This is a genomic window from Sphingorhabdus sp., from assembly GCF_044239045.1.
In the GTDB taxonomy this organism is placed as follows: domain Bacteria; phylum Pseudomonadota; class Alphaproteobacteria; order Sphingomonadales; family Sphingomonadaceae; genus Sphingorhabdus_B.
Genome location: NZ_JBIICD010000022.1, coordinates 1 through 20,638, shown reverse-complemented (window position 1 = coordinate 20,638; position 20,638 = coordinate 1). Strand labels below are relative to the sequence as shown.

The following is a 20,638-nucleotide window of genomic DNA, read 5'->3' as shown; positions in this document are numbered from 1 at the left end:
GGAATTTTGATTAGATCTTGCCGACGAGGTCGATCGAAGGTGCAAGCGTTTCGCTGCCTTCTTCCCACTTTGCAGGGCAAACCTGACCTGGATTTTCACGAACGTAAATCGCGGCCTTAATCTTGCGGACGAGTTCAACTGCATTGCGGCCAACGCCTTCACAGGTGATTTCCATAACCTGGATGACACCGTCTGGATCGACGACAAAGGTCGCACGGTCTGCAAGGCCCTGACCTTCGCGCAACACGCCGAAATTGTTGCTGATGACGTGGTTTTGGTCGCCGAGCATATGGAAATTGATCTTGCCGATCGCTGGCGAGCCATCATGCCATGCTTTGTGGCTGAAATGCGTGTCGGTCGATACCGAATAGACTTCAACGCCCATGCCTTGCAGATCTGCATATTGGTTGGCAAGGTCTTCCAATTCGGTTGGGCAGACGAAGGTCCAGTCAGCTGGATAGAAGAAAAAGACGGCCCATTTGCCCTTAACGTCGGCGTCCGAGACTTCGACAAACTTGCCTGCCTTATAGGATTGCGCAGTGAATGGCTTAATGCTTGTACCAATGATACCCATGTAACTTACCCTTTTTAGTTGAGGAGAGGTTGATTTAGACTGCCGTCCCTGAACACGATTTTCTTGCGATAGTCTAGCAACGCTTTTTGCAATGACTAATCGCTTTTGTCGATAATAAACCTATTCAACATCCGCTTTCGAATGTGCGAATAAGGCACATATCGCGCGCAAGGATGGCGTTAAGATCCACAAGCACCTTAACCGACTGGCTAACAAGAAAGCCAGCCAAGTGATACTGCCCAAATAAGATGTCGCAGATGCCTTACTCCATTCAGCAGCATGCTTCTGGTGATGTCTGTCACCATGTTCCAGGCCATTTGGCAAAGCCGAGTATCAAAAGATTTTACAAGAAATAGCAGTTATTCGGTGGTTTAAGGTAGAAAAGTTACTTGTGAATAGGGCGCAACCCGTGCACCTATAAAGCGTCGGGACGGTGCAAGGATAATTGGATCAGATTATGAAAAGACGGGCATTAAGCAGCATCATACTTGTACTGGCTGCAAGCGTTTCGGCATGTGGCGGCGGCGGAAGTGGTTCGGGTAACGACACAATCACCGTTCCACCAACGCCCCCTTCGCCGCCGCCGCCTACTTCGACTTGTAGTTTGCTCAATCGGCAGAATTTTGCGGCGTCCGTCCTGAATGAATGGTATTTATTTCCAGAAACACTGCCGACCACACTCAGCCCCGCAGCTTACAGCACGGTCAATGAATATATTAATGCCTTAACCGCGACAGCGCGTGGCCAGGGACGTGACCGGTATTTCACTTATATTACCTCTATCCAAGAGGAAAACGCCTATTTCTCGTCAGGTGCGACAGCCGGTTTTGGCTTGCGTCTCTCCTATCAAGGCACACGCTTATTCGTCATAGAGGCCTTTGAGGGCGCGCCAGCGCTTGCTACTGGTATTGACCGAGGCACGGAAATTTTAGGAATCGGCACAGATTCTTCGAATATCCAGCTGGTATCTGACATCATGGCGACGCAAGGCTCTGGGGGCGTATCCAGCGCTTTAGGTCCGAATACCGTTGGGACCAGCCGCGTATTGCGCATTACTGACGCAACCGGCACACGCAATGTCACCGTGGCCAAAGCAGAATATGAAGTTAGGCCTCTGTCGTCGCGTTATGGGGTTAAAATCATCGACAATGGCGGCGGACAGCGTGTCGGTTATATCAATATGCGCACGTTTATTTCGACCGCTGACAATCAATTGCGGACCGCGTTTTCGGATTTCCGGGCACAGGGCATTACAAATTTCGTTATTGATTTCCGCTATAATGGCGGCGGGCTTGTCTCAACGGCGGAGGTGATGGGCGACTTGCTTGGTGGCAACAGATCGAGCAGCGATATTTTCTCAGTAACGCGTTTCCGCGCATCCAAGTCATCCCAAAACGAAACGCGCCGTTTTGCGCCGCAGGCACAATCGGTGTCACCCGTGAAGATAGCGTTCATCTCTACCAACACTACTGCCTCCGCCAGCGAATTGGTGGCGGCCAGCTTCGCGCCGTTTCTCGGGGTCAATGCCGCTTTGATTGGCAGCAACAGTTTCGGCAAGCCCGTCGGGCAGATTGGGCTTGATCTGACAGCTTGTGATGACAGAATTCGCGTTGTTGCCTTTGCGAAAGAAAATGCTGCCGGGCAGGGTGATTATTTTTCGGGCCTTGCAGGCACCATGCGCGCCACTTGTGCGGCGAATGACGATATCACCCGACCATTGGGCGACCCGCAAGAGGCATCGCTTCGCACGGCGCTGGATTTCGTGGCCGGACGCAGTTGCACGCCAATCGCGCTGGCTCAAAGCGCGCAAAGCGCAAATGCACGAAACGAACGTCGTGTTTTACCTGCGCCGACAAACGCCAGCACAGCGCAGCGTGAGGTTCCGGGGTTGTTTTAAGGCATCGAGGATGCGCTCAGTCAGCCGACGTGGCTGCCTTTAGCGCGTGCAATACGCTCTGGGCATGCTCTTTGCGACAAATCAGCAAGTCCGGGATGTAAGTATCCGCCTGATTATAGACCAAAGCGCTACCATCAATACGGCTTACGTGCAGGCCAAAAGCGGCGGCAACGGCAGCTGGCGCGCAATTGTCCCATTCATACTGCCCGCCATTGTGCAGGTAGATGTCCGCCTCACCACGCACGACTGCCATTGCCTTAGCGCCGGCGGAACCCATTGGAATGCAATCAGCGCCTAAAGCGTTTGCTACGGTCAAGGCTTCTGCTGCGGGCCGGGTGCGGCTGACCACCATGCGCAGTTTTTTTGGTACGGCTGGGATTTCGGTAGGCTGGTCGCTTCTCAAAACAATATCTAAGCCGGGAAGTGCAACCGCACCAATTACCGGCGCGCCATTTATGGCGAGTGCAACGTGGACGGCCCAATCAGTGCGGCCTTCACCATATTCGCGAGTGCCATCAACAGGGTCGATGATCCACACGCGGGATTTTGATAGGCGCGCCTTGGTGTCCTTGCTTTCCTCCGAGAGCAATCCGTCGTCAGGCCGTTGCTCGGCAAGCGCATGGATCAGAAATTGGTTGGCAGTTTGATCGCCAGCCTTGCCAAGCGCATGCAATGATAGCAGCCCGCTGTCGCGTACTTGCAACAGTAATTTTCCAGCACTTTCGGCTAAATACGCGGCCAATGCGCTATCGTCGGCGATAATACTCATTTTAACGGCATTAGTTGGCGAACGATATGTTCAGCGGCTTCGACAGGACTCATTTCAACCGTATTCACGCGGATGTCAGGTTTTTCGGGTGGCTCATAGGGACTGTCGATACCCGTAAAATTCTTCAATTGTCCAGCGCGAGCCTTTTTATATAGCCCTTTCACATCGCGCGCTTCCGCGACCTCAAGTGGTGTGTCGACGAATATTTCGACAAACTCACCCTCAGGCATCATCGCGCGCACCATATCACGTTCCGCGCGGAACGGCGAAATAAACGCAGTCAAAACAATAAGGCCGGCATCAGTCATCAGCTTTGCAACTTCCCCCACTCGGCGAATATTTTCAATCCGGTCGGTTTCGGTAAAGCCCAAATCCTTATTGAGGCCATGGCGGATATTGTCGCCATCGAGCAAAAATGTATGCCGGTTCAGCAAATTGAGTGTCTTTTCCACTTCATTGGCAATTGTCGATTTACCCGAACCGGAAAGACCGGTGAACCATAAAATCTTCGGCTTTTGGTTTTTAAGCGCGGCATGTGCCTCGCGACCAATGTCGGTTGTTTGCCAATGAACATTTTGTGCACGACGCAGAGAAAAGTGCAGCATGCCGGCCGCAACGGTCGCATTGGTGATCTTGTCGATCAGAATATATCCGCCCAAAACATGATTGTTCGCATAGGGTTCGAACACAATTGGTTTGTCGGTCAATACTTCCGCGACCCCAATGGCGTTGAGTTCCAACGTCTTGGCGGCCATATGCTCCATATTATTTACATTAATTGTGTATTTTGGCGACTGAACGGTAGCGGAAACCGTTTGCGTCCCAAGCTTCAGCCAATAGGCCCGCCCCGGAACCAAAGCCTCGTCAGCCATCCAGACAATGGTGCTTTCAAACTGGTCGGACACCTCGGGTGGATTGTCTGCTGCGGCAATCACATCTCCGCGCGAACAGTCGATTTCATCTGCAAAGCACAGGGTGACCGATTGACCTGCAACAGCTTCGCTAAGCTCGCCATCCAGTGTGACGATCTTGGTGATCGTTGACATCTTTCCGGACGGCAGCACTCGAATAGCATCACCGGGACGCAGTGTGCCGGTTGCGATCTGACCTGAAAATCCACGAAAATCCAGATTGGGTCGGTTGACCCATTGTACCGGCATACGCAATGGCTTGGCCTGGTCCGCGTCATTGTCGAGCGCGACGGTCTCCAAATGCGTTATCAGCGGTTGCCCTGCATACCATGGCATATGGACCGAACGCTCTGTAATGTTATCGCCTTTGAAACCGGAAATCGGCATGGCGGTAAAATCTTGTATGCCGATACTATTCGCAAATGCGGTATATTCTGCGACGATGGCATCATATTTCGCCTGATTATAATCGATCAGATCCATCTTGTTCACGGCCAGAACGATGTTTCTAATGCCCAATAACTTGGCAAGGTAGCTATGACGCCGCGTTTGGACGAGTACGCCTTTTCGGGCGTCGATCAAGATTACAGCAAGGTCCGCCGTTGATGCGCCCGTTACCATATTGCGTGTATATTGTTCATGACCGGGGCAATCGGCAACGATGAATTTCCGCTTTTCAGTGGCGAAAAATCGGTAGGCGACGTCGATCGTGATGCCTTGCTCACGCTCGGCTGCAAGGCCGTCTACAAGCAAGGCAAAGTCGATTTCCTGGCCTTGCGTGCCCATCCGTTTGGAATCGGTTTCCAAAGACGCAAGTTGATCTTCAAAAATCATTTTAGAATCGTACAATAATCGACCGATAAGCGTCGATTTGCCGTCATCTACGGAGCCGCAGGTGATGAACCGCAACAGCGACTTATGCTGGTGGACATTCAGATAGGCATCGATATCCGAAGCAATAAGCTTATCGGTTTTATAAATGCTATTATGGGGGGGCGCATCTGACATCAGAAATAGCCCTCCTGTTTCTTTTTCTCCATGCTGGCGGCCTGATCATGGTCAATCGCACGCCCTTGGCGTTCGGAGGTGGTGGTTAGCAGCATTTCCTGGATAACTTCGGGCAAGGTTGATGCCATGCTCTCGACAGCGCCCGTTAGCGGATAGCAGCCAAGCGTGCGGAAACGGATCGAGCGTTCAACGGGAACCTCTCCGTCTTTCAACGGGAAACGTTCATCATCGACCATCAAAAGCATGCCGTCGCGTGTGACCGTGGGGCGCGGTGCGCTGAAATAGAGCGGCACAATCTCGATATTCTCAAGATGGATATACTGCCAGATATCGAGCTCGGTCCAGTTTGAGATAGGGAAGACCCTTATGCTCTCTGTTTTCGCCTTGCGGGCATTATAGAGGTTCCATAATTCGGGCCGCTGGTTCTTTGGGTCCCAAATATGACTCGCAGTGCGAAAAGAGAATATGCGTTCCTTGGCCCGGCTCTTTTCCTCGTCACGCCTTGCTCCACCAAAGGCGACGTCAAAACCATATTGGTCGAGCGCTTGCTTAAGCCCTTCGGTTTTCCAAATATCGGTATGCAATGATCCGTGATCGAATGGGTTGATGCCGCGCGCGATCGCCTCGGGGTTTTGGTAGACCAACAATTCCATGCCTGCATCGCGCGCAGCCTTTGCGCGCAAAGCGTACATCGCCTTGAACTTCCATGTTGTATCGATATGAAGCAATGGAAATGGTGGAGGCGCCGGATAGAATGCCTTGCGCGCCAAATGGAGCATTACGGCGCTGTCCTTACCCACGCTATACAGCATCACCGGCTTGTCAGCTTCGGCAACAACCTCCCGCATGATGTGGATTGCTTCTGCCTCAAGGCGGGCAAGATGCGTCAGGGTTTTGGTCATAGTTTGATATTCTTCCTATGCGCCTCATAGTCACGATTCATGGCGTCGGGCAAACAAGACATTCTTGCATGCGCGAATATCGCTGTTTTAGCGAAGGCAACCAAATGCAAGTGATTACAAAGTCTGGACCCAAGAGTCATGACATCTATCCGTATCGAGCGGAATGGGGAAGTAGCATTTCAGTCGACAAATGTTGAACCTAATGTCACGGCTTTGCCAAACAGTTTTTCGAATTTACGATGCAAGATTGGTCAGTAGAGAGCGCATACGGAAATGATATTTTTGGATCTGAGGGGAAGCGGACATCATGGATAACGACATTTTCGAACAGTTTATTGCGCAGCTTCAACGCTATGTTCGCGAACGGTTAATTCCGGCGGAGAAGGAAATTCTCGAAACAGACATTATTCCGGACCTGATCCTTACCGAAATGCGTGACATGGGTCTGTTTGGCTTAACGATGCCCGAAGAATATGGCGGCGCGGGAATGAATATTCAGCAATATATCCGCACGATCCGTGAATTGAGCTATGCTATGCCCTGTTATCGGTCAATCGCATCTATCAACATCGGGATGGTCTGTTCGGCATTCAAAAATGGCGGCACTGACGCACAGAAATCTGAATGGCTACCGCGCTTGGCAGCGGGTGAAATTGCCTCTTTTGGTTTGACCGAGCCAGGGTCCGGCTCGGATTCTGCTGCCATGCAGACCATCGCGGTGAAATCCGGTAATGGCTGGGTATTAAATGGGACCAAGCGTTACATCACCAATGCGCCATTTGCTAAGGTCGCCCTTATTATGGCGCGCACCAGCAAAGAAGCACTTCCCAAAAATGCCCATGTTTCGGCCTTTATTGTTCCTATGGACACCGCGGGCGTCACCGTTGGTAAGTCCGATAAAAAAATGGGGCAGGCGGGAAGCCATATTGCCGATATCATCATGGAAGATGTGAAATTGCCTGCCGATGCCATATTGGGCGGCGAAGAAGGTAAGGGCTTTGCTTTTGCGATGCAGAGCCTCGACAATGGGCGTCTGTCCGTGGGAGCTGCTGCAACGGGATATGCCCGCCGTGCGCTCGATAGCGCGCTGCGCTACGCGAATGAACGTAAGGCGTTTAGCGAACCGATTGCCAACTTCCAACTTATCCAACAAATGCTGGCGGATAGCGACATCGAAATCTATGCTGCCGAGTGTATGCTCGATGACGCTGCACGTCGCGCTGATGCAGGCGAGAATGTCTTGCGTAAGGCTGCTGCTGCAAAGGTGTTTGCTACCGAAATGTGTGGTCGGGTTGTTGACCGCGTGGTTCAGATTTATGGTGGCGCTGGCTATCTTGCAGAATATGACGCGGAACGTTTCTACCGTGACGCCCGCATTTACCGGATTTATGAAGGCACAACGCAAATTTTGCAGCTTCAGATTGCTAAACATATGCTGCGTGAATGGGCTGCCCAATCCTGATGTCGGAAGCCTGATGTATGTATGATTTGTTAGACGGTTTGAAGATTATCGAGGCGTCGTCCTTTGTGGCGTCGCCGACAGCTGGTCTGTATTGCGCGCAATTCGGGGCAGAGGTAATCCGTGTCGATCAGGTTGGCGGCGGCCCGGATTATCATCGCTGGCCAGTGACTGAGGCGAATGACTCGCTCTATTGGGAAAATCTAAACCGCGCTAAAAAATCGGTCGCGCTTGATCTGTCCAGTCCTCAGGGGCGTGAAATTCTGCAGGAATTGGTTCGGGCAACCGGTCAGTTCATCACCAACTTTCCCGCAGAGGGCTTTCTTTCGCACGCAAAACTAGCGGAGGGACGCGCTGATCTGGTGACCGTTCGGGTCATGGGATGGGCCGACGGGGCGCCTGCACTGGATTACACGGTGAATAACGCCGTTGGCTATCCCATGATGACTGGGCCTGGCCCGGAACCCGTCAATCATGTGTTGCCTGCTTGGGATGTCATCAGTGGCGCCTATGCGGCATTTGCAATGCTGGCGGCCATTCGTAGGCGGGAACAGACCGGCGCGGGTAGTGAGGTTCGCATTCCCCTGTCGGACGTGGCCATAGGAACCGTTGCCAATCTGGGCGGTATTGCCGAAGTGTTGCATAATAATGCCAATCGTCCTCGGCTCGGCAACGCGGTCTATGGATTGTTCGGGCGGGACTTTGTAACCAAAGACAATATTCGCACGATGATTGTCGTTGTCACACACCGCCAATGGGCAAATCTAATCGGTGCGCTTGGTTTGGCAACTCAAGTGGAGGCTATAGAGGCGGAGCGAGGCGTTAGTTTCGCCAAAGACGATGGGCATCGCTTTGATCATCGCGATGCGCTTTATCCTTTGTTTGAACGGGCGATTGGTTCGCTCGATCACGCGGCGATGGCTGCAACGCTTGATGAGGCCGGAATTGTTCATTCGGCCTATCGAACCATGTTGGACGCTGCGCATGATCCACGCTTGGTCGGCAATAACCCTATGTTTAGCGACTTTGACGCAAACCCATCGGGCTTCAATTATCCTGCTGCTGGTGCTTTTGGCAGTATTCCCCAATTGCAGCGTGGCGACGCAAAGGCAGCGCCGCGCAATGGGGAGCATAGCGAGGAAATATTGAGTACTTCGCTCGGCCTGTCCTCGGGCGAAATCGCTCGTCTTATCGACTCTGGAATAATAGGAATTGCCAAATGACTAAGCTTCGCCGTGCCGCTATTGTTGCACCCATCCGTACACCCGTCGGCAAATTTGGCGGTGCTTTATCCTCACTCAACGCAGGTGACTTGGGCGGTATCATCCTTAAGGCATTGATCGAAAAGACAAAGATTGATCCGTCGCACGTGGACGACGTGGTATTTGCCCAAGGCTATGGCAATGGAGAAGCACCGTGCATTGGACATTGGGCGTGGCTTGCGGCGGGCCTTCCGATTGAGGTGCCTGGCTATCAAGTCGACCGTCGTTGCGGATCTGGCCTGCAAGCAATTGTGAACGCCGCTATGATGGTTCAAACGGGCGTTAGCGATGTGGTGGTCGCAGGCGGATGCGAAAGCATGTCCAACGTCGAACATTACACGACCGATATTCGCAAAGGCGTTCGGGCAGGCAATCTAACCTTGCATGACCGGTTGACTCGTGGACGCGTCATGAGCCAGCCAGTTGAACGCTTTGGCGTGATCACCGGTATGATTGAAACAGCCGAAAATCTGGCCAAGGACCATGGCATTAGTCGCGAAGCGTGTGACGCATATGCGGCCCGATCGCACCAGCGTGCGGCGGCAGCATGGGCAAATGGTCTGTTTGACGATGAATTGGTGCCCGTCAGCATCGCGCAACGAAAAGGCGATCCAATCATCTTTGATCATGATGAAGGCTATCGTGCTGATGCGACGCTCGAAACAATGGCTGCCTTACGTCCGCTTGAAGGTGGCGTTGTTACGGCAGGCAATGCGAGCCAGCAAAATGACGCAGGCGCGGCTTGTCTTGTTGTCGCCGAAGACAAGTTGGAAGAGCTTGGGTTAGAACCCATAGCTTTTTTCCACAGTTGGGCCGCAGCTGGCTGCGAGCCTTCGCGCATGGGCTATGGTCCGGTTCCTGCGACGCAACGTCTGTTTGCGCGCAACGGCTTGAGTTGGAACGACATCGGCCTTGTCGAGTTGAATGAGGCATTTGCGCCGCAAGTGCTGGCCTGTCTCAAGGGATGGGGCTGGTCGGATGATGACAGTCGTCATGACATGCTCAATGTAAACGGTTCCGGCATTTCGCTTGGTCACCCCATTGGTGCAACCGGTGGTCGGATATTGGCGAACCTGACGCGTGAAATGCATCGCCGGGACGTCGGTTTCGGCCTAGAAACGATGTGCATTGGCGGCGGTCAGGGGATTGCGGCGGTATTTGAACGCGCATGAGTTTTGCGGCCGGTTTAAAAGCCGCTGAGGGCTATCGCGACGCGGCAAAATCGGCACTCGCTGCGCGTGTGACACAGGGTGATATTGATAGCGAGCAACGTGCTGCGCATGGTTTTGCCTGGGTAGCAACCAGCGTTGCCGCATTGGAAGCAGTCAGCCGCTGGCTTGAGAACAATGACGGTGGGACAGGGCTTGACCAACACATAGCATCGCTAATTTTCTCGGAAACATTGTGGCAGCTCGCCGGCGGGTTACCGATGGGGCAAAATGAAATTTTCCGGCCTGTCGATCTGGGGATGAGCACTGCCGCACAGACACTTGCCGACAACTGCACCTTTTGGCTCGACAGGGATCAAGCCAAAACGCGGGCTGCAGTGGCGCAGGCTTTGTCCGATGGTCAGATGCCCAGCGAGAATCTGCAAGACGCCGAACTGGACGCGGTCCGCGAACAATATCGGCGATTTACAACGAGCAGAATATTGCCAAACGCCCACAAATGGCACCTTGCGAATGACCTCATTCCCAATGAAACCATCGCTGAAATGGCGCAGCTCGGGACTTTTGGGGTATGTATTCCCACCGAATATGGTGGTTTGGGATTATCAAAGCTCGTGATGTGCGTGGTGACAGAAGAGCTGTCACGCGGTTGGATTGGCGCCGGGTCGATTGGCACGCGGTCAGAAATTGCGGGCGAGTTGATAGCGATGGGGGGTACGCGCGCGCAAAAGGCCTATTGGCTCCCAAAGATCGCAAGTGGAGAAATACTGCCGACGGCTGTCTTTACGGAGCCGGATACGGGCTCTGACCTTGGCGCGTTACAGACACGGGCGCGCCGCGATAATGGAAATTGGATCATTGACGGGGCAAAGACCTGGATCACCCATGCAAGTCGCTCTGACCTGATGACGATGCTGGCACGCACGGTGCCCGATGCGAAAGGCTATGCCGGGCTGTCGATGCTGCTCGTCCCCAAGCCGCGCGGAACGGATAGCGACCCGTTTCCGGCGACGGGCATGTCAGGCAGCGAGATTGAAGTGCTGGGCTACCGCGGCATGCGGGAATATGCGTTGCAATTTGATGGCATGATTGCCCCGGATGACGCCTTGCTGGGCGGCGAAGAAGGGCAGGGTTTTAAGCAATTGATGCGCACATTTGAAGGTGCGCGAATCCAAACAGCGGCGCGGGCCGTCGGTGTTGCCAAGCGCGCGTTAGAGCTGGGTCTGAACTATGCCACCAACCGCAAGCAATTCGGCAAAGCGATTATTGGTTTCCCACGTGTTGCCGACAAAATAGCCATGAGCTTGGCTGATTTCGTGATGGCGCGTGAACTCACTTACGCAGCAGCACGCGCCAAGGATTCCGGTAAACGCTGCGATATTGAGGCGGGCATGGCGAAGCTGCTGGCCGCCCGCGCGGCGTGGAGCAATGCCGATGCCGCACTGCAAATTCATGGCGGCAATGGCTATGCGCTGGAATATGAAATCAGCCGTGTTTTGTGTGACGCGCGGATCCTGAATATCTTTGAAGGTGCCGCAGAAATTCAGGCGCAGGTCATCGCCAAAGGTCTGATGGGAGGTCGCAACGAATGAGTGCATGGGACGCTTGGATTGGACGCGAAGACGTGCGGACAGATCGCATTGACCATGCTTTGGTGGCGCGCTGGCTTGCGACTTTTGATCGTTGCGCTATCGGCGATGCCACGGTGCCGCAGGGCCTACATTGGTGCATATGCGTATCAGACGCAGCAACCGCGCAACTGGGACCAGACGGCCACCCTGTGCGTGATGACAGCCCGCAAAGTTTCCTTCCGCCGGTACCCTTGCCGCGCCGCATGTGGGCATCGAGCAAAGTCGATTTTTACGCGCCGCTGAAGTTGGGTGAAGCCGTTACCCGCACGTCGCGTATCCAATCCATCACCGAAAAATCAGGCGGATCTGGCCAATTATTGTTTGTCGATGTCGCCCATGAAACTTTTGGCGAAGCCGGCATTGCGGTTCGCGAGGTGCAGAGCATTGTATATCGCGAAGCTGCCGCGCCAGACGCCGATTTATCACCGCCTGAAAATGATGTGGGAAGCTTTGATGCAGAAGGTTGGAACACGCACCGGATACTCGTTCCAACCGAACCGCTTTTATTCCGCTTCTCCGCACTGACGTTCAACAGCCATCGGATTCATTATGATCTGCCTTATACGCAAGGCCAAGAGCGCTATCGTGGGCTGGTTGTCCACGGTCCGTTGACGGCGACATTGTTGCTGGATTTGGCGCGACGGGAATTCGGCGATAATGCGTTGGCACATTTTTCCTACCGGGGCCTCTCACCGGCAATCTGTGGTGAGGCTTTGCATCTTGTGATGCGTGGATCGGGGAATGAAATCGAAATGGCCGCCTTTGCCGCAGATGGTCGGCAAGTCACGGCGGCAACCGCGCAAAGGAAACAACCGAATGTCTGAAAGCCCAGATATCAGCGAAATACGCCGTGCGGTCCAGGCATTATGCGCGGAGTTTCCTGGCGAATATTGGCGGAAAAAAGACCATGAGCGTGCGTATCCCGGTGAATTTGTCGATGCACTCACCAATGCGGGGTTTCTTGCTGCGCTCATTCCTGAAGTCTATGGGGGATCAGGGCTAAAGCTTGATGCCGCGGCTGTGATCATGGAAGAAATCCAAGCGTCCGGCTGTAATGGCGCTTCAGCCCATGCGCAGATGTACATTATGAGCACATTGCTTAAATATGGCAGTCCAGAACAGAAGCAGGAGTATCTGCCGCGCATCGCCACCGGAGAGTTGCGGTTGCAGGCCTTTGGTGTGTCGGAACCGACCAGCGGTACCGATACGCTTTCGCTGCGTACTGTCGCGGTTCGGGATGGCGATGATTACGTCATCAACGGCCAGAAAATTTGGACCAGTCGTGCGGAATATTCCGACCTGATGCTCCTACTTGCCCGCACAACGCCTCGTGAAGAGGTGGCCAGTAAGACCGAAGGTCTGTCCATTTTCTTGGTTGATATGCGCAAGGTCGTTGGCAACGGTATGACGATCAAACCGATCCGCACAATGATGAACCACTCAACAACCGAAATTTTCTTCGATGACATGCGGATTCCAGCATCCGCCTTGGTCGGTGAGGAAGGCAAGGGGTTTCGTTATATCCTTTCAGGCATGAATGCCGAGCGGATATTGATTGCCGCCGAATGTATTGGTGATGCCAAATGGTTCATCAAAAAAGCGACGGATTACTCCAAAGAGCGCAATGTGTTTGGCCGCTCCATCGGTCAGAACCAAGGTGTGCAGTTTCCGATCGCGCGCTGCTACGCACAAATGTGTGCGGCAGAATTGATGGTCCATCATGCGGCGCAGGTATTTGACACGGGCGGTAATTCGGGAGCAGAGGCGAATATGGCGAAGCTTCTAGCATCTGAGGCAAGCTGGGCCGCGGCGGATATGTGCGTGCAAACGCACGGCGGCTTTGGTTTTGCAGAGGAATATGATGTCGAACGAAAATTCCGCGAAGCGCGCCTGTATACCGTTGCCCCGATTAGCACCAACCTGATCCTCAGCTATCTTGCCGAGCATGTTCTCGGTCTTCCGCGCAGCTATTAAGTCAAGGATATGCCCATGAATTTCGCACTCGCTGAAGAGCATCAGATGCTCAAAGATCTTGTCCGCAAATTTGTGGACGCCCATCTTATGCCGCTGGAAAGCGATGTGCTGGCGCGCGAGACCGCAGGCAAAGGCAGTTATCTGACCAAAGAAGAACAGGCGCGTGTCGATCTTGTTTCGAAGGATCTGGGCCTATGGGGACTAGATGCGCCAGAGGAAGTAGGCGGCATGAACTTGCCGATGGTCGCTATGGTTGGTGTTGGTGAAGAACTTGGACGGACGGTTACGCCTTACACAATCCCACCAGACTCGCCTAATTTACGCATGATGATGGCTGCTGCGGACGAAAAGCAGCGCGAACATTATCTGGCGCCTTATGTGCGCGGCGAAACGATATCTGCCATTGGGATATCGGAGCCGGGTGCCGGAGCCGACCCGCAATTGATGAAGACCAGCGCAGTTCAGGATGGCGATGACTGGATCATCAACGGGCGCAAAATTTGGATCACAAAGGCGGATGAGGCCGATTTTACCATATTGATGGCCGTGACAGACAAAAATGCCGAAGGCCGGAATGGCATGTCGGCATTTCTGGTCGACCGCGACACGCCGGGCTTCAATGTCTTACGCAAAATACCAATGATTGACGGCACTGCGACCTATGAAATTGCGCTCGACGATTGCCGCGTCCCAGGCTGGAAACTGCTCGGCAAACGCGGACAGGGGTTTTTACCTATGCATATCCGGTTGGGTACCAGAAGGATAGAAATGGCCTCTTGGTCAATTGGTATGGCGCAGCGCGCGCTTGATATGATGATCGAATATGCGCCGCAGCGCGTGACCTTTGGCAAACCTTTATCGTCCCGCCAAACGGTGCAGAATTGGGTTTCTGATGCCGCTACGCGGATTCATGCCATGCGATTGATGACATATGATTGCGCATGGAAAATAGATGAAGGGCGTGACACCAGACAAGAAATTTCGATGATCAAATCCTATTGTACCGAAACTGCCTATAACATTGTCGACCATGCGATGCAGATGTTTGGCGGGATGGGGATGACGCGTGAAATGCCGCTATATCTGCTGTCCAACAAGTTGCGGACGATGCGCATTTATGATGGGCCAAGCGAAATTCACAATTGGGTGGTTGCACGAGACTTGCTCGGGACGCGCGACTGAATTAGCCGACAGGAATACGAACGCCGGAGGAGGGCGCCTAATTATGACTTATGAAACGATCACTTTGGATGTTGCCGACAAGATTGCAACTATCACCCTCAATCGCCCTGAACGCATGAACGCTTGTTCGCTCGAAATGGCGGGTGAAATAAACGATGCCGTTTCCAATGGTCTGGGTGATGCCCGTTGTCTTGTCATTACGGGCGCAGGACGTGGCTTTTGTTCTGGCGCGGATCTCTCCGCACGCGGCGATCGATCGGTTGCCCGCGGGGAAGGTAGCTACATCGCACTGACGCGGCATTATAACCCGCTGATGATGAACCTCGCGCGTTTGAATATGCCCATTGTCACGGCCATCAACGGCGCTGCAGCCGGGGTCGGCTGCTCTATCGGTCTATGCGGTGATTTTGTCATCGCGGGCAAATCCGGTTATTTTCTTCAGGCGTTTGTGAATATCGGCCTCGTCCCCGATGGTGGTGCCTCTTGGATGCTACCACGCTTGGTTGGCAAAGCGCGCGCAACGGAAATGATGCTGCTCGGAGAAAAAATCAGCGGTGAAAAAGCAGCTGATTGGGGCATGATCTACAAATGCGTCGAAGATGAAGCGTTGCATTCAGAAGCGCGCGCTCTGGCAACCCGGCTCGCCAACGGCCCGACCGTCGCATATGCTGTGATGCGCAAAAACATCCTGACCGCGTTGGAAAACTCTTACGCTGAACAATTGCTCGCCGAAGCCGAAGGGCAACGCATTGCCGGCAGTTCAAGCGATGCTGTTGAAGGCACCAAAGCATTCGTGGAAAAGCGCAAAGCAGAGTTCACCGGCCAGTAATGGACTCGAAACCGGGGGCGGTGCCCTATACTGGGTTTCACTCCCCATTTATATGGTGAGCCCTGCTGGGTTCGAACCAGCGACCTACTGATTAAAAGTTTGTCTTGTTTACGTTTGAATAACTTTGAGTAAGATTGGTATAGTTATAAAAATCAGTTATTTAATCGAAAAAAATACTTCACAGCAACGATTACATTTGATAAGATTTGTCAGGAATGGGGATTTGTGTTGCCCCAGTGTTTCCCTGATGGAGATTGAAGCTATGCGAAGCCAGAAGGTTCGTCTTTCCAAAGCGACAGTTGCCGAAGCGCAGCCAGCGGAGCGGGAATATGTGATGTGGGATGATCGCATCGATGGTTTTGGCCTTCGTGTCAGGCCCACTGGCAATAAGTCATTCGTTTTTGTGTATCGCACGCCGGGAGGTAGAGCGGGAAAAGTGCGCCGTGTGACATTTAAGGCCATTGACCTAGACACAGCCTACAAAAAAGCGACCGCGCTTGCTGGCAATTTTTATGTAGGTCGTGATCCGGCGGCCGACAAAGCAGCCGAACGGGACGAGGTAATTAAGGCTCGGAAGGTGATGACGGTGGCCAACGTGCTCGACAGGTTCATTTCAGATCACGCGAAGACTAACCTGAAAGCTAAGACTTGGACTGAGTATGAAAGGCTTGCGACCAAGCTGATTAAGCCTGCCATTGGCACAATGAAAATTGACACATTGGAACCGAAGTATGTTGCGGCGATGTATAATCAATTAAACGCGACGCCAACTCAAGCGACCCTTGCTGTCCGCGTACTATCCTCTGCAATGTCTTGGGCCGAGGAGAATGGGCTTCGCAAGCATGGACAAAACCCGGCTCGAATTCGGCTAAAAGGGACACGCAGGCGTCAGCGGCTGTTCAGTGACCGAGAGGTATCTAGACTTTTGACGGCTATCGATGAAGGCACTCTTTCTGCACTTACCAAGCTGGGCTTACGTTTGCTCTTCGCTACCGGATGCCGAGCCGGCGAGGTTTGCAACCTGCGATGGAGCGATGTCGATTTTGAAGGGAGCATTCTGCGTTGGCCCGATACCAAGACAGGCTTCGCAGAAAAACCACTTACAGGTGAGGCGCGCAAGCTGCTTCAGCAGGCCGACAGGATCGTCGGTGTGGATTGGGTTTGTCACGGCAGCGATCCTAGAAAGCCCATGCGAGTTGAAACGCTGGAAGCGGGCATGGAGCGTATCATGACCGAGGCTAAGATCGAGGCAGGTGAGAACGCTACCCTTCACCTCATACGTCACTGGTTTGCAACCAAGACCTACACCGATCCTTCCATACCCCTACCAGTGCAGATGGCCATTGTCGGTCATAAAAGCGTGGCGACAGCCATGCGCTATGCTCACGTAACTCGTGAAGAGGTCGGCCAAGCGGCAGCAGCGGCGGCCAAACGCAGGGGTGATGCAGTAAAGGCCGCATCCGAAGATGGAGAAATCATAAAAATGGAGTTGCAGGGGTGAGTAGGGAAGATGAGCCTTGGCCCGGGTTCGAACCACTGACGGAAGCGGAAGTCCAAAGGGAGCTTGCGAAGCGGACCAAAGATTGGAGTGATGGCGAGTATGAAGTACTAGGCGAAACCATATCTTTCTGTAGCCGACACAACTTGCCACTGCCTAAGTGGGCCACCGATGGTGCCTTAGACGCGATGTTCTTTGCTTATGTTAACGGATATGGCGCTCCCGGCAAAGGTAAGACTGGTAGCATACAAAAGCAGACCAAGCGTCGCCGAATAGACTTAAAGAGATACGGTGTCGCAGCCTCTTTCTTGGCAGAGCGAGTTCAAGGTGCAACTCGAGAAGATGCATTTAAAATGGCTCACGAAAAACTCGTCAGTACGGATGCACAAGGGTCTGCCGCCGCCATTGAGGCTAGCTATAACAGGCACTTGAAGCGGTTGCGTAATAAGTCTTAATTAACGCAGGCGGCAGCACCGCACAATTTCTGTCAAACCCCCACAATCTGAAACCAAGATTAAGATGGGGAACGGCAGATGGTTGATCTTTTTGCAGCAATTGAAGCGGGGGAATACTTGCGTACGCCTCCAGCTACACTTCAGTGGTGGCGCCACATTAAACGTGGTCCTAATTACGTGAAAATTGGACGACGTATATTCTATCGAAAATCCGACCTTGACGACTTCATCGGGGAGAATGTCCGTACCCCAGAAGTTTGCGATGACTTAAAGACCGCGGGACTTTGCCATGATAGCGGCGCCCGATAATGGCACTCGGGCTTGAACAACTGCAACCCAACCGAGATGTCATTGAGAACTTTCTCTCTGACGTTGTTCAAACGGACATCCATCTGGCTGCCATAACGCCTGACGGGGATATCTCAGGCAAGTACTTCGGTAGCGACGTGGAAGCTGCGACGAACTGGGCGGTGGATCAAAACGCGCAGGGGAGGGGGCTGTACCATACCACGAACAAATGCCACGCTGGCGTGACCAATAAGCCTAACAAGCAGGATATTCGCAAGGCGCGGTTAGCGCATGTTGACATCGACCCGCCGAAAGATGGCTCGGCTTTCGACAAAGCGGCTACTATCTGCGCACTCGAAGCCCTGCCTACTCCGCCCACCGTCATCGTGGACAGCGGTAATGGTGTTCAGGCCCTCTGGAAACTGGAGGAAGATGTCGACGATCTGGAACGTGTCGAGGCAATCAACAGGGGTATTGCCCAGCGGTTCGCAGGAGATAGCGGCCACAACATCGACCGCCTGCTTCGCGTGCCGGGGTCCGTGAACTATCCTAACGCTGCAAAGCGTAAGCGCGGATGTGTAGCCGTGATGGCAAAGCTTGTTAGTTTGCGCCCGGATCGGTTGAACGCGCTCGAATTGCTGGAACGCGAATTTCCTTTGACCGCCGCGCTATCAGCGCCCGCTCGGGCTTCAGTAGCCGTGCCAGACGAAATCGTCTTGCTGACGAGCGCCGACTTGTCGCGTGGGGATACGGCAAAGTTGTCAATGATGCTCGACCAGCCGGATAAGCACTTTCGCAATGCAGACCGCTCGGCTTGGGCCTACGGCATCGCATGCCAGATGAACGATGATAGGTATCCCGACGATGACATATTGGGCATCCTCCTAAATACAGCTAATGCAGGATGCGCCCACGTCGGTGATCAGTCTAATCCACTGCGCGCTGCTAAGCGCGCATTGTCTCGTGCTAAGGCGCGCTACATCCCAACCGGCGGGTCAATCTTCGCCAAATCATGCCCTCCTAACAGTAACCGACCAACAATCAGGATTGAGGGCGGTGCTCTTGCGGAAGAGGTCGATCAAGTCGAGCAGGCGCTAATAGCCGCTGACCTTGATTATTTCCAGATGGGAGGCCGCATTGTTCGGACGGGAGATATGCATCGTGCGAAGGTTGGTCTGACGGGAGGCTCTCATTCCCGCATTTTCGATGTTAGTGAAGCTGAACTTGTCGAAACGTTTACGACTGTCGCCGAATGGGTGAAGCCCGTTAAGTCCGGCGACGCTAAGGTTAACTGCCCGCCTCTGATTGCGGAGACTTATATGGCGCGCAAGGGCAAGTGGCGCCTTCCTCCGCTTGTGGGTCTTACCGATGTACCCACGATCCGCCGCGATGGAAGCATTCTCGCAGTTCCGGGTTACGACGGAAGTACGGGTCTGTTGTTCAAACCCAGCGGGACAAAAGTTCCGGCTGTACCGCAGTCACCCACAAAAGCTGATGCCCTTGCCGCACTCAATATACTCAAAAGACCCTTGGCTAGCTTTCCCTTCGTAGCTGAAAGCGACCGTTCAGTTGCGCTGTCTATTCTAATGACCTCTACGTGCCGCACCGCGCTTGGCAGTGCGCCATTGCACGCTATTTCCGCTCCTGCCGCTGGTTCAGGAAAAAGTACTATCATTGACCTTGCGTGCATTCTCCGCACAGGTCGCGTGGCTGCCACTATCGCCCAAGGCAAGACCGAAGAAGAGCTTGAAAAGCGCCTCGGTTCGATGTTTCTTGAAGGTGATGGCTTTGTCGCAATTGACAACTGCGAACGCCCGCTCGGTGGCGAGTTTCTGTGCCAAGCCTTAACCCAGTCCACCCTGAAGGTGCGCCCACTGGGTAAATCGACGGTTATCGAAGTGCCAACTGCTGCGGTGATGACCGCCACAGGCAATAACTTAACCGTTTTCGGAGACATGAACCGGCGCACCCTGCTTTGTCAGTTGGATCCCGGCGTTGAACGCCCAGAGTTGCGGCAATTTTCCTTCGATCCCGTAGAAGTTGTGCTGGCGCAACGTGGAGCAATGGTTGCTGCGGCCCTAACTGTCTTGCGCGCCTATCACGTTGCCGGACGTCCTCATCAGGTGTCGCCACTGGGTTCCTTCGCAGACTGGTCCAACCTGGTGCGCAGCGCACTAATCTGGCTTGGCTGCGCTGATCCCTGCGATACGATGGAAAAGGTCCGCAAGGCCGATCCTGCACTTGCCCAGATCAAGGCGGTCATGGCGCAATGGACAAAGGTGATCGGCCAGAAGAGGGTCACGACTGGGGACCTCAACACGCAGGCTGAAGAGATGGTAGAGGTCTCCCTAGGTTCCAGCAGCAAAAAGCCCAAGTATCCCGAATTCCGGGACGCACTCCTAGCAGTTGCAGGCGAGGGCGCACGCATCAATGGTCGCAAACTTGGAAAGTGGCTTTCCAAATACGAAGACCGCGTTGTTAACGGACGCAAATTCCTCTCCCCGGGTACGCGTGGCGGGCAATCTGTCTGGATCCTTGAGATGGTCGCGCCATCTCCCAATGCCGCTCCTGCGGAAGGTGATTAGGGGGTTTTGGGGGTTTCTCTAGGCTTATTCTTAAGAAGAAAAATTGGAGAAGGATATGTGTACGTATATGAAAACAGGCAAAACTAAATCCCCCAAACCCCCAAACCCCCAAACCCCCAAACCCCCAAACCCCCAAACCCCCTAACCACCTACCCACTGGTTCGTGGGTGCCGACGGCGGATGCTTGGTCATCCCCGCGGTCTTTCAAAGCAAGGATAAAGGATCGGCAGACCACGGCCCCCTCT

Annotated in this window: 16 protein-coding genes; 12 read left to right on the top strand and 4 right to left on the bottom strand. The window is 53.6% G+C overall.

The genetic code is table 11. From position 1 onward, the window contains the following. Positions 1-10: 10 nt before the first annotated feature. Positions 11-574: an alkyl hydroperoxide reductase subunit C gene (gene ahpC, locus ACILP4_RS08830; protein WP_395620356.1), complete on the bottom strand. Its 564-nt coding sequence runs from the start codon at positions 572-574 to the stop codon at positions 11-13. A 457-nt stretch (positions 575-1,031) separates the two neighbouring features. On the opposite strand from ahpC, the gene ACILP4_RS08825 reads away from it, so the two are divergent. After that, positions 1,032-2,471, top strand: a complete 1,440-nt coding sequence (locus tag ACILP4_RS08825) for a S41 family peptidase (RefSeq protein WP_395620355.1) — start codon at positions 1,032-1,034, stop codon at positions 2,469-2,471. A 16-nt stretch (positions 2,472-2,487) separates the two neighbouring features. Here ACILP4_RS08825 and ACILP4_RS08820 read toward each other — a convergent pair whose 3' ends face one another. From ACILP4_RS08820 to cysD, 3 genes are read right to left on the bottom strand one after another with little or no spacing between them, the layout of a single operon-like run. Then, positions 2,488-3,240 carry a 3'(2'),5'-bisphosphate nucleotidase CysQ gene (locus tag ACILP4_RS08820; protein WP_395620354.1) on the bottom strand — a complete coding sequence of 251 codons (753 nt, stop codon included), beginning with the start codon at positions 3,238-3,240 and terminating at the stop codon, positions 2,488-2,490. Further along, positions 3,237-5,159 carry a sulfate adenylyltransferase subunit CysN gene (gene cysN, locus ACILP4_RS08815; protein ID WP_395620353.1) on the bottom strand — a complete coding sequence of 641 codons (1,923 nt, stop codon included), beginning with the start codon at positions 5,157-5,159 and terminating at the stop codon, positions 3,237-3,239. Before cysN ends, ACILP4_RS08820 begins: the two co-directional genes overlap by 4 nt. Next, complete coding sequence (gene cysD, locus ACILP4_RS08810; protein ID WP_395620352.1) at positions 5,159-6,061, bottom strand: sulfate adenylyltransferase subunit CysD; 903 nt, start codon at positions 6,059-6,061, stop codon at positions 5,159-5,161. Before cysD ends, cysN begins: the two co-directional genes overlap by 1 nt. 307 nt (positions 6,062-6,368) lie before the next feature. Here cysD and ACILP4_RS08805 point away from each other — a divergent pair, with 307 nt between their 5' ends. The 11 genes from ACILP4_RS08805 (at position 6,369) to ACILP4_RS08755 (ending at position 20,393) form a co-directional block, all read left to right on the top strand. Then, positions 6,369-7,523 (top strand): acyl-CoA dehydrogenase family protein, encoded by a 1,155-nt coding sequence (locus ACILP4_RS08805; protein ID WP_395620351.1) that lies wholly within the window; start codon positions 6,369-6,371, stop codon positions 7,521-7,523. A 17-nt stretch (positions 7,524-7,540) separates the two neighbouring features. Then, positions 7,541-8,743 (top strand): CoA transferase, encoded by a 1,203-nt coding sequence (locus ACILP4_RS08800; protein ID WP_395620350.1) that lies wholly within the window; start codon positions 7,541-7,543, stop codon positions 8,741-8,743. Beyond that, a complete protein-coding gene (locus ACILP4_RS08795; protein WP_395620349.1) occupies positions 8,740-9,954 on the top strand; it encodes an acetyl-CoA C-acetyltransferase in 1,215 nt (404 codons plus the stop codon). Before ACILP4_RS08800 ends, ACILP4_RS08795 begins: the two co-directional genes overlap by 4 nt. Further along, on the top strand, positions 9,951-11,543 hold the full coding sequence (locus ACILP4_RS08790) for an acyl-CoA dehydrogenase family protein (RefSeq protein WP_395620348.1): 1,593 nt from the start codon (positions 9,951-9,953) through the stop codon (positions 11,541-11,543). The genes ACILP4_RS08795 and ACILP4_RS08790 overlap by 4 nt, the downstream gene beginning before the upstream one ends. Then, positions 11,540-12,406, top strand: a complete 867-nt coding sequence (locus ACILP4_RS08785) for a MaoC family dehydratase N-terminal domain-containing protein (RefSeq protein WP_395620347.1) — start codon at positions 11,540-11,542, stop codon at positions 12,404-12,406. Before ACILP4_RS08790 ends, ACILP4_RS08785 begins: the two co-directional genes overlap by 4 nt. Next, positions 12,399-13,556: an acyl-CoA dehydrogenase family protein gene (locus tag ACILP4_RS08780; protein WP_395620346.1), complete on the top strand. Its 1,158-nt coding sequence runs from the start codon at positions 12,399-12,401 to the stop codon at positions 13,554-13,556. Before ACILP4_RS08785 ends, ACILP4_RS08780 begins: the two co-directional genes overlap by 8 nt. 15 nt (positions 13,557-13,571) lie before the next feature. Further along, on the top strand, positions 13,572-14,738 hold the full coding sequence (locus ACILP4_RS08775) for an acyl-CoA dehydrogenase family protein (RefSeq protein WP_395620345.1): 1,167 nt from the start codon (positions 13,572-13,574) through the stop codon (positions 14,736-14,738). Between the two features lie 43 nt (positions 14,739-14,781). Further along, positions 14,782-15,567 carry an enoyl-CoA hydratase-related protein gene (locus ACILP4_RS08770; RefSeq protein ID WP_395620344.1) on the top strand — a complete coding sequence of 262 codons (786 nt, stop codon included), beginning with the start codon at positions 14,782-14,784 and terminating at the stop codon, positions 15,565-15,567. Between the two features lie 124 nt (positions 15,568-15,691). Continuing rightward, positions 15,692-17,068 (top strand): tyrosine-type recombinase/integrase, encoded by a 1,377-nt coding sequence (locus ACILP4_RS08765; protein ID WP_395620343.1) that lies wholly within the window; start codon positions 15,692-15,694, stop codon positions 17,066-17,068. Positions 17,069-17,598: 530 nt separating this feature from the next. Then, a complete protein-coding gene (locus ACILP4_RS08760; RefSeq protein WP_395620342.1) occupies positions 17,599-17,829 on the top strand; it encodes a helix-turn-helix domain-containing protein in 231 nt (76 codons plus the stop codon). Beyond that, on the top strand, positions 17,829-20,393 hold the full coding sequence (locus ACILP4_RS08755) for a hypothetical protein (protein WP_395620341.1): 2,565 nt from the start codon (positions 17,829-17,831) through the stop codon (positions 20,391-20,393). Before ACILP4_RS08760 ends, ACILP4_RS08755 begins: the two co-directional genes overlap by 1 nt. Positions 20,394-20,638: the final 245 nt, after the last annotated feature.